General features: G+C 43.0%; 12 protein-coding genes. 9 read left to right on the top strand and 3 right to left on the bottom strand.

The genetic code is table 11. The features are described from left to right. Positions 1-795 (top strand): bifunctional methylenetetrahydrofolate dehydrogenase/methenyltetrahydrofolate cyclohydrolase FolD (folD, locus tag MED92_RS02885; RefSeq protein ID WP_007019977.1); only part of this gene is annotated, 795 nt, incomplete at its 5' end. 58 nt (positions 796-853) lie between these two features. Here the strand turns inward: folD and cysS are convergent. Together cysS and MED92_RS02875 are read right to left on the bottom strand one after the other, a co-directional pair. Further along, entirely contained in the window at positions 854-2,239 is a 1,386-nt protein-coding gene (gene cysS, locus MED92_RS02880; protein WP_007019976.1) for a cysteine--tRNA ligase, read from the bottom strand. 81 nt (positions 2,240-2,320) lie between these two features. After that, a complete protein-coding gene (locus tag MED92_RS02875) occupies positions 2,321-3,235 on the bottom strand; it encodes a hypothetical protein (RefSeq protein WP_007019975.1) in 915 nt (304 codons plus the stop codon). 128 nt (positions 3,236-3,363) lie between these two features. Here MED92_RS02875 and MED92_RS18370 point away from each other — a divergent pair, with 128 nt between their 5' ends. After that, positions 3,364-4,692 (top strand): diguanylate cyclase domain-containing protein, encoded by a 1,329-nt coding sequence (locus MED92_RS18370; protein WP_007019974.1) that lies wholly within the window; start codon positions 3,364-3,366, stop codon positions 4,690-4,692. Between the two features lie 143 nt (positions 4,693-4,835). After that, the gene (locus tag MED92_RS02865) at positions 4,836-5,420 is read left to right on the top strand and encodes a DUF5610 domain-containing protein (RefSeq protein ID WP_007019973.1); all 585 of its coding nucleotides are present in this window, start codon (positions 4,836-4,838) and stop codon (positions 5,418-5,420) included. Positions 5,421-5,476: 56 nt separating this feature from the next. Here MED92_RS02865 and MED92_RS02860 read toward each other — a convergent pair whose 3' ends face one another. Continuing rightward, positions 5,477-5,662, bottom strand: a complete 186-nt coding sequence (locus MED92_RS02860) for a hypothetical protein (protein ID WP_007019972.1) — start codon at positions 5,660-5,662, stop codon at positions 5,477-5,479. Between the two features lie 347 nt (positions 5,663-6,009). Here MED92_RS02860 and MED92_RS02855 point away from each other — a divergent pair, with 347 nt between their 5' ends. From MED92_RS02855 to MED92_RS02830, 6 genes are read left to right on the top strand one after another with little or no spacing between them, the layout of a single operon-like run. Continuing rightward, positions 6,010-6,516: a DUF4234 domain-containing protein gene (locus MED92_RS02855; RefSeq protein WP_007019971.1), complete on the top strand. Its 507-nt coding sequence runs from the start codon at positions 6,010-6,012 to the stop codon at positions 6,514-6,516. Beyond that, complete coding sequence (locus MED92_RS02850; protein ID WP_007019970.1) at positions 6,516-7,217, top strand: RDD family protein; 702 nt, start codon at positions 6,516-6,518, stop codon at positions 7,215-7,217. The genes MED92_RS02855 and MED92_RS02850 overlap by 1 nt, the downstream gene beginning before the upstream one ends. Further along, the gene (locus MED92_RS02845) at positions 7,214-8,185 is read left to right on the top strand and encodes a stage II sporulation protein M (protein ID WP_007019969.1); all 972 of its coding nucleotides are present in this window, start codon (positions 7,214-7,216) and stop codon (positions 8,183-8,185) included. The genes MED92_RS02850 and MED92_RS02845 overlap by 4 nt, the downstream gene beginning before the upstream one ends. Further along, positions 8,172-9,689 (top strand): hypothetical protein, encoded by a 1,518-nt coding sequence (locus tag MED92_RS02840; protein ID WP_007019968.1) that lies wholly within the window; start codon positions 8,172-8,174, stop codon positions 9,687-9,689. The genes MED92_RS02845 and MED92_RS02840 overlap by 14 nt, the downstream gene beginning before the upstream one ends. Continuing rightward, the gene (locus MED92_RS02835) at positions 9,682-10,947 is read left to right on the top strand and encodes a DUF4350 domain-containing protein (RefSeq protein WP_007019967.1); all 1,266 of its coding nucleotides are present in this window, start codon (positions 9,682-9,684) and stop codon (positions 10,945-10,947) included. Before MED92_RS02840 ends, MED92_RS02835 begins: the two co-directional genes overlap by 8 nt. After that, positions 10,944-11,927, top strand: a complete 984-nt coding sequence (locus MED92_RS02830) for an AAA family ATPase (protein WP_007019966.1) — start codon at positions 10,944-10,946, stop codon at positions 11,925-11,927. The genes MED92_RS02835 and MED92_RS02830 overlap by 4 nt, the downstream gene beginning before the upstream one ends.

Raw genomic sequence — 11,927 nt, 5'->3', positions numbered from 1 at the left:
GGTGTTCAGCAACGCATTGATAGTGGAAAAAAAGCACCTTGCCTTGCAGTTATCCTCGTCGGATTAGATCCAGCTTCACAGGTATATGTTCGTAACAAAAAAAATGCATGTCAGGAAGTAGGCTTTGAATCCCGCTCTTTTGACCTGCCAGCTGAAACTACCCAGGACGAACTTTTGAACCTTGTTGATGAACTCAACAACGATGCCTCTGTAAACGGTATTCTGGTTCAACTTCCCCTACCCGAACATCTCGATGGCAATGAGATCCTTGAACGTATCCGTCCAGATAAAGATGTTGATGGTTTCCATGCTTTCAATCTAGGACGTCTAGCTCAAAGACTGCCTGTTTTACGTCCATGCACACCTAAAGGCGTTATGACATTGCTTAACTCTACTGGTAGAGACATGCATGGGCTTGAAGCTGTAGTGGTTGGCGCATCCAATATCGTTGGTCGTCCGATGACACTAGAGCTTTTGCTTGCTGGCTGCACAGTAACAACAACTCACCGATTCACAAAAGATCTTGAAGCTCATGTTCGCCGCGCCGATCTGGTTGTTGTAGGCGTAGGTATTCCAGGGCTCGTTAAAGGCGAATGGATCAAAGAAGGCGCTATTGTTATTGATGTGGGTATTAACCGTCTTGATGATGGCAGACTTGTAGGCGATGTTGGCTACGATGAAGCAGAAAAACGTGCCGATTTCATCACCCCAGTACCTGGCGGTGTAGGCCCAATGACTGTTGCCACATTGATGGAAAACACACTTGAAGCAGCCAATAAGCAAGACGCGCTTTAAGCATATCATTTAAATAAAAAAGGCAGCCAAATGGCTGCCTTTTTTATTTCAGAACCGATCAGGATTCACGAAACCAACTGGTTCCTTCACGACTATCCTTCAAGATAATACCCTGCGATGCAAGATCATCACGAATCTTGTCGGCCTCAGCAAAATTCTTCGCTTTCTTTGCTTCAGCTCGATCGACAATCAATTGCTCGATTTCTTCGTTGCTTAAACCGCCCTCTTCGGACTCACCCTGGAGGAATTCATCAGCGTTTTGCTGTAGCAATCCAAGCATACCTCCCAGTTTACGTAACTGAGCAGCCAATGCAGGCGCTTCACTAGCCCCTTCCCTGGTTGCCTTATTCAGCTCGTTAACCAGCTCAAACATAACCGATACAGCTTTAGGTGTGTTGAAGTCATCATTCATAGCCGCGATGAAACGCTCTTCGAAATCATTTTCAAGCGGACCCTCAACAGCATCAACACCTCGAAGCGCCTGATAAAAGCGCTCAAGCATAACGCGTGCTTCTTTCAGACTATCTTCACTGTAATCGATGTATGTACGGTAATGCACACGCGCCAGGAAGAATCGAACCACTTCAGCATTGTATTTTTCTAACACATCACGGATGGTGAAGAAGTTACCCAAAGACTTAGACATCTTCTCGGAGTTAACTCGAACCGGGCCAGCGTGCATCCAGGTATTTACATAGGTACAACCATTGGCCGCTTCAGATTGCGCAATCTCATTTTCATGGTGCGGAAACGGAAGGTCAGGTCCACCACCGTGAATATCAAATGTATTGCCCAGGCAGCACTTGGACATCGCAGAACATTCAATATGCCAGCCAGGGCGGCCTTTACCCCATGGAGAATCCCAGCTTACCTCTCCCTCTTTCGCAGATTTCCAAAGCACAAAATCCAGTGGACTTTCCTTGGCTTCTTCAACCTCGATGCGAGCACCCGTTTTTAGCTCATCGACATTCTTATTAGTAAGCTTGCCGTAGTCTGCAAACTTCTCTACACGATAATAAACATCTCCATTTGCCGCTGGGTAGGCGAAACCTTTTTCAATCAACGTCTCAACCAGACTGATGATGTCGCCAATATGGGCCGTCGCGCGTGGCTCTTGTGTTGGGCGAAGCACAGACAAACGCGCTTCATCTTCATGCATAGCTGCAATCATTCGCTCAGTTAGCTCATGTGGTTCTTCACCATTTTCAGCAGCACGCTTGATGATTTTGTCATCAACGTCAGTAATGTTACGGACATAATCAACATCCCACCCCTGAGATCGCATGAAACGGGTAATAACATCAAACGCCACCATCACACGTGCATGCCCGATATGACACAAGTCATAAACCGTTACACCACACACATACATTTTGATTTTCCCTTCTTCGATAGGGGTAAAAGGTGATTTTTCTTTGGTTAATGTGTTGTATATCTGCAACATGACTCGTAACTATCTAATAGTAAAAGTAAAAAGGAGCGCTATTATAATGTAATAAAAACGCTTCGGCTAACCTTAACCCAATTATCTATTTTGGGGCAGGAACATCTCTCCAACACTAACATCTAGCAGCGGGTTTTTCTCACTGCTTAGAATTAGCCTCCCACCGATAGACTGGCTATCCCATACTAATGCTTCCCATTGTGCATATGGATAAAGGGTTAAATACTTAGCCTCCTTCCATAATGGCTCTTCATCAACTGGAACCACCCACAAAAATGATCTACCAAAGATGCGTTGCTTAGAATAACCCAGCAAAACCAATCGATTTGATCCAGGGTCATAATCAGCCGCTGTAATAAGCCCATCTACCTCAAAGGCCCTATCTAGACTGATACTCTGATTAGGTAGATTTTTATCAATCTTATATAACCAGGTTTTCAGATCCTTGCGGTTTTTTGAGAATAGCCAAAGTTCATCACCAACGGAAACAAGCGCTTCGCAATCATAATTATGATCATGCTTATGCACTCTAATGGGCTGATCTGCATAACTAAGGTTGATGATCATGTCAGCTGCAACCACTCCAGATTGTTCAATACTTTTCCAGTTAACCTTATATATCTGAACCGTTCTGCGCTGCCCTCTATTGTTTCCGCAATCGGCTATATAGAGATACTCATCATCTTGCGCTAAATCTTCCCAATCAATATTTTTTGCATTATAAATTTCAACTTTACTCTGCACTTTATTGTTCTTTAGAGAGTAAATGTATGGGCCATCACCACTATCGTTGATGGTCCATAACAGATCTCTGCGCTTAGCAAGACCTGATGTTTCCATTACCTGATCAGGCCAATGACTAATATTCTGGATATCACCGCTCCATATAACGGGTGATTTTTTCTTTTCTGGAGATGAAGTTTTAACAACTCCACTGCTACTGCAACCTACCAAAAAAATGATTAAGGCCATCACTAAATACTGTTTTAACCACATACTGCCCACACCTTCAAAATACAATTAATGAATCAACCATATCACTGAAATAAGATTGACTAGACCTTTGGCTAAAAAACTGCAAGGATTCGCTTTCTTGATCACAAAAACAACAGGAAGTTAGTTAAATGAGCAATGATCAGTACCCTCCGTCTGAACCTGCACAGAGCAGTGTTAAGCAAGCTCAGGCAAGGCCCAAGAGGGAATCCGCTCATACAACCGCCTGCCAACATATTCATTTGCTTGAAGCCTTACCTTATCCTGCATGGATTAAAAACCGTCGAGCAGAATACTTATATGCCAATAAGGCCTATTCAGAACTATTAGGCCAACCGGTTCATACGATCAAGGGAAAGACTGACAGACAGATATTTCCCCGCCACCTCCACCAGCAATTAGCCCATTCAGACGCGCAGGTATTTAAGAACAAACAAACCGTAGAACTTGATGATATCGTTTTGTTTGAAAGCAAAGCGGACAAATTTTGGCTCAGTAAATCTCCTCTCATCGATGCCAGCCAACAGACAAACGGCATTCTTGGGATAATGAAACCCTCCGCAACACATCAGACAAATACCCAATCCTTACCAGACCTAGCACTAACTGCCGTTAGAAACAGTAATGAAGCAGTTATTATCACAGACGATAACTTTAAGATTATCTTTGTAAATTCTGCCTTTTCATCGATTACCGGCTATAGCCAATCTGAAGTCATCAACAAACCAGCTAACGAAATCAATACTAACTGGCTCGCACCTGAATTCATGGACAGCATCCAACATAACTTGCATTATCATGACTATTGGGAAGGGGAAGCCTGGAATCGTAACAAGGATGGCAATCTCTACAGTGAAAACATCAAGATCTCTGTTGCTCGCAGTCCGGATCGTAAAGTATCTCATTACATTGGGCAGTTTACTGATAACACCGAGCAGCGCCAAGCTCAGGAAAAACTTGAATTTCTTGCCTTTCACGACCCACTCACAGGCCTTGCCAACAGAGCACTTTTTTTAGATCGTGTCACTCGCTGTATTCAGATGGCAGAACGAAATAAAAACCATTGTGCAGTGATCTATCTCGACCTTAACGATTTCAAACCACTCAACGATCGCTACGGGCACCCTTTTGGTGATGAGGTATTAAAGAAGGTCGCTGAAAAGCTCCATAATCTTGTGCGTAAAGTCGACACTGTTTCCAGACAAGGGGGTGATGAATTTGCCCTCCTTCTTGAGGAGACAACGTCTGTAGAAGGTGCAATTTTAGTGGCTCAAAAGGTTATTACCTCTTTAAGAGAACCAATGCAGATAAATGATCAGACCATTAATATTGGCGCCAGTGCCGGCATTGCCGTCTACCCTGACCACGGCAAGAGTTCTGAAAAACTGATCGGTAACGCAGACAAAGCCATGTATGCCGCTAAATTCTTAGGTGGAAACGGATACTATCTCTACAAATAGACTCATCTTTTTTTAATTTACTTCTATTTTTTTCAGCTGAATTCTTTGAATAGAACAAGCGTTTGAAGTGAATAAAAATCAGCCCACATTCCTCCAAATGATCAATACTTATTAACATGGAAAGTGTTAATCAGGAGGAACTCATGGAAGCAGAAATCAATTTAACAGACACTTCCTCCCTTTTAACTGGTCAATCCTTAGACGAGCAGTTATTAGCAAGATCAGAAGATTGGGATTCTCGTTACAGCGATCAGATACTCAAGGTTATATATGCATCATTAATAAGTAGCATTAGCGAAGGTTTCGAACATGAAATAGAGCTAGCTGAACTGGATACCTCAACAGAAACAGAAAACATACACTCGGAAGATGATCTGGCTAAAAGTGTAATAAACACTGTCACCTCAATTTTTCCCCACTATTATGACCAGCACCCTGAGTGGCAAGAACACAACAGCCTAGTCCGGTTTATATATATTACCTTTGACGGGATCAATAACGGTCTTGAGAACGCCGAACGGATCTTGGATTCTGCGAACCTTCTTGACGATTCTCACTGCGATCTATTGGTAGGTTTGCGTGAAGCCTGCCATCTTCGGATGGATGAATTCTCCGAGGGTTTTGGCTTTGATGAGGATACGTCCCTGGAAAGGATAACTGAAGATTTCTATGACGAAGATGAAGAAGGTTTCATTGATGATTCTATGCTCGATAAACTGCTTTCGTAGCAACAGCTAAGAACAAAAAAAGCCTCATATGAGGCTTTTTTGCTCTTAAAATACTATTAATGAAGTTCGTCATATTTCTTACGAATGGCAACTAACTTCGGCTGTATATCAAGTGGAGCATAGTTCATTGCCTGCTCAAACAGATCTTTATTCTCCTCAGAAAGCCTTTCCTCTTCGCTCATTGCTGAAAGCTTTTCCATTGCTTCTGTAAACTTAGGGTGAATTTTGTCGGTGGATGTCATGATACGCCCTCCTATCGTCAATCTGATGAGAAATACTAAGCGCTAACGTGCTAATGACCTAAAGCTGTATTCTAGCGGTTATTGTCAGCCTATCACAGATTAGTTCGTCATATTTACACTTATGTGACAGCAATTATCCTTTATTTGTTCAACACACAAAGCCGCTATAGGTTTTCCTATATTTTTCAACAAGGTATTGGAACCCTTTCATTAATAAGATAGCATCAATAGATCGTGCTATAGGGAGATTGCATGTATCAGGTTGAACTGCCCTGCTTGTAGTAACGGGATTAAGTATTGGGAACTCGACAGTCCCTTTTGTTCAATTTAGTTTTTAAGGATGAAACATGACAGAACTTGCCGAAAATCCGTATTCAGCTCCAGAATCTAATCTCGAAAAGCCACTTCACTCAGGGGATATGTCGGTCTTTCCGCGCTTCTCGACCTGGGCGGTGTTTGGCTTGAGTATTATCACTTTCGGTATCTATGCTGCCTACTGGCTATATTCTCGCACCAATAAACTCAATTCGATAACTGATAACAAAATATCCCAAGGCTTCATAACCACTGCCCTGGTGCTTTATGCTGCAAGCATATTGGTTCAGTTTGCTCCGTTCATCATCGGCTTTGAAAGCGTGGCGACACTCATGTCTATTAGCCCGCTTATTAGCTTAGCCGTGTTTGTGGTGTGGATTGTCTGGGCATTTAAATTCCGAAACCGCTTGAACGAAATTACCAATAGTGCGGGAAAGCCAACCTGGGCCGGCCCTATTCTGACATTCTTCTTTCAGACTTTTTACCTGAGTTATAAGGTTAATCAAAACATTGACGTGCAAAAATCTCTGAACAGCTAATGACAAGGCCCCTAATTGACACCGACTGTAGTGTAGAAACCCCTGAAGGTATCAACTTCAATTCCACTATAGCGGGAACTGTACCCAGAGCATTAGCTTATGTTATCGATTTCTCGTGGCGGCTATTGATATACATACTGCTCGCTATAGTTAGTGCGTTCATTGGTAATGTCGGTTGGGGCTTTTTCCTTATCTTTAGTTTTTTACTTGAATGGTTTTATCCTGTTTATTTTGAGGTTTTTCGTAACGGGCAAACCCCCGGCAAGAAATCAATGGGAATTAAAGTGGTCAATGACGACTTCACCCCCGTTCGTTGGAATACCTCTATCATTCGCAACCTACTCCGTTCAGCAGATTTTTTCCCGGTCCTATATCTCTTTGGCATCATCAGCATTACTTGCAGTAAAAAATTCCAGCGGCTTGGCGATATGGCTGCAGGAACACTTGTTATTTACGCAATCGAAGAGAGGAAACAGGAAATAACCTCTGATGTTAAACCGGTTTTACCAGCCGCGCCTCTTACACTTGATGAGCGTCAGGCAATTGCTGATTTCACCGACCGTACCGATGTTATAAGTGAACCGAGGCAGATTGAGTTAACCGATATTTTAACCCCCCTGACAAATAGCACAGGTAAGAGTGGCTTAATAAAAGTGCTAGGTATAGGCGCATGGATCCGAGGCAAAAAAGATAAGGGATGAAACAAATAGATTTCGATCAAAAATATTCCCCGATCTGGAAAAGCTTCGAAGCCGATATCGACAATCATAACGGCCGTAAGGCTAAGCTTGACCCTGCTTTCCCGGAAAATTATAGAAAAATATGTAACCACCTTTCTTTAGCCAGGCAGCGTCACTATTCAGAAGAACTCATTGATTACCTTAATCAGCTGGTTATGGCTGGCCATCATGCCCTATATAAGCAGGATAATCGGATTAAACTGGGTTACATCGGCTTCGCTCTGAATGTTTTTATTTTTACGCTGCGTAAATACTCCAAAGCCGTATGGCTCTCGACAGCGCTCTTTATTATGCCCGGCCTTCTCATGGGGCTCGCATGTTTCTACGATGAAACGATCATATACAGCCTCATGAGCCCATCAGATGTCGCTGAATTTGAATCCATGTATGACCCCAGCCTTGACAAAATTGGTCGAGAACGAGGCTCAGATACAGATTTGATGATGTTTGGCTATTACATAAAAAACAATATAGGTATCGCTTTTCGTACTTTTGCAGGCGGCATCTTTTTTGGCCTCGGCTCAGTGTTTTTTTTGTGTTTTAACGGTCTTTATATTGGAGCTGTTGCTGGAAGACTGACCAGCATTGGCTATGGCGTTACTTTTTACCCGTTCGTTGTTGGGCACGGCGCATTTGAGCTTACAGCGATTGTTTTTAGTGGCGCTGCCGGTTTGATCATTGGCTACGCACTAATAAACCCAGGGCAGCAGTCTCGTTTAACAGCCCTGAAAAACGCGGCAAGGGATGCTGTAAAAATCATGTATGGCGCCGCCTTTATGCTGTTAATCGCCGCTTTTCTAGAAGCATTTTGGTCCTCAAGCACCTCATTACCTGTAGAGCTCAAGTATGCTGTCGGAGCCGGCCTATGGTTCTTTGTAATCTGGTTATGTTTCCTCTCTCCACTAGGGAGGCAACGTGAACCTAACTGACCTGCAATTTAATGCAAAACTTAGAACCCAATGGCAAGCCATCGATTTGGGGACGGTCATTGCAAAGAAATGGTACAAACCACTTTTTTTTGCGTGGATGATTCCTGCTCTGATCCTATTCATTGCCTGCCATTTATTCTTCTACGACAACCCATCTATCTCTTTGCTAATCGTATGGTGGTTCAAACCTTTATTTGATCGTTTACCTCTGATCTTACTGAGTCGCTATATTTTTAATGAAAATCCATTCACAGGCTTAAGCAAAAAATCCTTACTTAAGCTCTGTATGTTTGACCTACTCTCCGCATTAACCTGGAGAAGGTTTGAGTTTAAGCGCTCCTTTAACCTAGCTGTGTCAATGCTCGAGCAGCAAAAAGGTAAAGCGAGAAGGCAACGATGCAACCTGCTTCAATTTGGCTGCGGTAATGCAGCCGGCTGGCTCACTGTAACACTTGTCCATATGGAGCTTTTACTCAGCCTCTCAATTATTGCATTGATCGCAATGTTTATCCCAAGCCAGCTTGATCTAAAGCTTTTTGAAGCATTCATCGATAACCCGCTGTATTACGAACATGCCTATAACGCGCTATATTTCTGCTGTTTTTGCCTTGTCGCCCCCTTTTACATCGCTTGTGGTTTCAGCCTATACCTTAACCGCCGAATCGAGTTAGAAGCCTGGGATATTGAGCTAATTTTTCGCCACAGCATGGAAAAAAGGGAAGCTAAAAAAGCAACCACGCATGGCTTTAATTCAGCCAAACGAAATATCTCTGCCTCAATAGCGCTTATACTTAGCTTGTTCTTTTGCGCACCATACGATTCAGTTTATGCAGAAGGAGCTCAAGCAGAAGCGGTTCAATCAAAGGAAGCCATTCAACATATTCTCGAATCCCCACCTTTTGTTATCGAAAAAAAGGTCACTGCCTGGGAATTTAAGAATGATGGGGACGCGCCTGATGATTCGGAAGAGATCGATTTCGGGAAATTCTTTGAAAACGCACAATGGCTGGAAGAACTGGTAACCAATACGGCGCTTTTATTCGAAATTCTGATATGGCTTCTCATCACTTTTATCCTGTTTATTGTAGCCAAAAGCGTAATCAATACCGTCAACTTTGCCCCACTTAACACTTCTCAAAAGAAAACGTTTGACGCACCAGAAGTCATTATGGGGCTAAGCGTTACTAAAGAAAGCTTACCTGACGACATCAGAGCAGCTGTACAAGAGTCACTACGTCTTAACGATTTTAGAGAAGCCCTTTCATTGCTATATCGATACAGCCTATTCACTCTGATACAACAACATGGAACGCCACTTGAGTATTTCCATACCGAAAAGGAATGCGCTGACCTGGTGAAACACAACGTTTCTGAGGATATCAGCGCTATTTTTTCAGAATTAACCTTAGCCTGGCAGCTACAAGCCTATGCTCATCGTTCTGCCACACAAGAAGAGATAAATCATCTTCTTAACAAAACGATGGAGGTGTTAAACAATGAATAACACCGCAGCTAAGGTCATTATTGGCTTATTACTGATCTCTTTAACAGTTGCAGTCGCAAGCCAGTTAGAGAAGGTCGAACGAATTATTAATGAAGGGCCTAATCTAAATGTCAGAAAAAACAACTTCTACGCTGCCGGTAAGTTTCTCGAATCACAAGGGATTGAAGTAAAACACAGTACCGAACCTGTTTCTCTTATGGAACTCTCTCAAAACGAGAGCCTGCTTCTGACAAATTCTTACATCTTTGAAGATGATGACGATATCAGCAATTTAATTGAGTGGATCTCAGATGGCGGAAATCTAATCTTTCAGCATAACGATGGCGATAACTTCAACCCTATCGCCGCGTACTTCGATATTTTTATTAATGACGATACTTCAGCGCAAGAATATAAAGATTTAAGACAAAGCTATTATGATCAACTAGAAGAAAAACGAACACAGCTAGAGCAAGATAAGCTAAGCCCAAAGCAGCTTGTTAGAGCAGATATCGACCTAATCGAAACCTCCTTGCCCGAACCGTTAATCAGCCACTATCAGGCTTCTGGTTCTGAACAGAAAATATCTTTATACGTACAATCGCCTATCAGTATTGAGCACTCTCTAATACAACAGGGATATTCCGAAGAATATCGAGAACAGATGAGTCTGGTGACTGTCGGAGGCAATAGATACTCAGATACAATTGCTACATTTTCTTATGGACGTGGCAACATCACGGTGATCACTGACGCCTCAATCTGGAATAATCATCAGATCGGTCGTTTTGATCATGCCCACCTTCTGGCAACACTGACACAGCATAGCGATAAAGTCAGTATTCAAAGGTTTGTAAACTGGCCATCACTAGACAAGCTTATAATCCGTTATGCCCCCGAACTGACCCTAAGCTTGATATTGGCCCTATTCGCCTGGCTTCTAAGCAAGAGCCAACGATTTGGACCGGTTAGCAATAATAGCCATACAGACCGCCGTGCTCTTCAGGAACATATACAAGCTGTTGGCAATTTCCATTACCAGCACGGGCATCACAATCACCTGCTATCCGCCTTACGAAAGGAGATACGCATACAAATGCAGCATCGGGATAGCACATTTATGCAGCTACCTGATGCTAAACAGTTTGCGTTAATCTCCGATATTAGCGGCATAGCAGAAAACCAAATTATTTTTGCGATGCGTGAAGCGGATCAGTACAAAGATAACCAGCTTTTTGAACTTATTCAGTTACTTACTAAAATCAGGAATGCTCTATGAATAGTGTTACCGAATCAGCCGAAATCAGACCCAAGATTGCCAAGAAAATCGAATTTCTTCGTAGCAATATCAAACAGGTGCTTATCGGTCAGGATGAAGTTATCGACCAGGTTCTGGTTGCACTTCTTTGCAGAGGGCACGTGCTTCTCGAAGGCTTACCTGGACTTGGAAAAACACTATTAGTTAAAGCATTAGCGACTTGTTTTGACGGACAGTTTAAACGCATCCAATTTACCCCAGACCTTATGCCAGCAGACATGACCGGGCATGCGATCTATGACATGCAGAAAGGTAAATTTAACATCCGTAAGGGACCAATTTTTACCAACCTCCTTCTCGCAGATGAAATTAACCGTTCACCGGCTAAAACCCAGGCAGCGCTGCTTGAAGTAATGCAGGAAAAACAAGTGACTATCGAGGGTAAACGTTATCCCATATCGCCTCCGTTTATGGTTCTGGCAACACAAAACCCAATTGAGCAGGAAGGTACCTACCCATTACCTGAGGCAGAACTTGACCGTTTCCTATTGAAAGTATTCATCCATTACCCTGACATTGAAGATGAAAAAGCGTTAGTTAAAAGCGTGACGTCAGGCGCTCTATCAATGGAAGCTGTTGAAGATAAAGTTTCAGAGCCCCTAAACCCTGAAGATATTTTACAACTCCAAAACGCTACTGAGAGCGTTTCAGTCGATGATCAGGTTCTTGATTACGCCGTTAAACTTGTTACGGCCACTCGTCAGACAAGCTCGATTATTAAAGGCGCAGGCCCGCGGGCAAGTATAGGCATAGTCAGTGCAGCCAAAGCCTGGGCATTAATGAACAATCGTAACTTTGTTCTGCCGGATGATATAAAGCTAGTGGCTTGTCCGGTTATGAGACACCGAATACTGCTCTCACCTGAAAGTGAAATTGAAGGGTTCACTCCGGATCAAATTCTGCAACAAATTATTCAGTCTGTACCAGCCCCACGCGATTAG

Source organism: Neptuniibacter caesariensis (assembly GCF_000153345.1).
Classification (GTDB): Bacteria; Pseudomonadota; Gammaproteobacteria; order Pseudomonadales; family Balneatricaceae; genus Neptuniibacter; species Neptuniibacter caesariensis.
The sequence above is the reverse complement of the archived record's forward strand: the minus strand, read 5'-3'. Positions and strand labels throughout refer to the sequence as shown.

Coding starts and splice junctions, on each gene's coding strand:
- MED92_RS18370 (WP_007019974.1), top strand. CDS start 3,364: ATGAGCAATGATCAGTACCCTCCGTCTGAACCTGCACAGAGCAGTGTT.
- MED92_RS02865 (WP_007019973.1), top strand. CDS start 4,836: ATGGAAGCAGAAATCAATTTAACAGACACTTCCTCCCTTTTAACTGGT.
- MED92_RS02855 (WP_007019971.1), top strand. CDS start 6,010: ATGACAGAACTTGCCGAAAATCCGTATTCAGCTCCAGAATCTAATCTC.
- MED92_RS02835 (WP_007019967.1), top strand. CDS start 9,682: ATGAATAACACCGCAGCTAAGGTCATTATTGGCTTATTACTGATCTCT.
- MED92_RS02850 (WP_007019970.1), top strand. CDS start 6,516: ATGACAAGGCCCCTAATTGACACCGACTGTAGTGTAGAAACCCCTGAA.
- MED92_RS02830 (WP_007019966.1), top strand. CDS start 10,944: ATGAATAGTGTTACCGAATCAGCCGAAATCAGACCCAAGATTGCCAAG.
- MED92_RS02845 (WP_007019969.1), top strand. CDS start 7,214: ATGAAACAAATAGATTTCGATCAAAAATATTCCCCGATCTGGAAAAGC.
- MED92_RS02860 (WP_007019972.1), bottom strand. CDS start 5,662: ATGACATCCACCGACAAAATTCACCCTAAGTTTACAGAAGCAATGGAA.
- cysS (WP_007019976.1), bottom strand. CDS start 2,239: ATGTTGCAGATATACAACACATTAACCAAAGAAAAATCACCTTTTACC.
- MED92_RS02875 (WP_007019975.1), bottom strand. CDS start 3,235: ATGTGGTTAAAACAGTATTTAGTGATGGCCTTAATCATTTTTTTGGTA.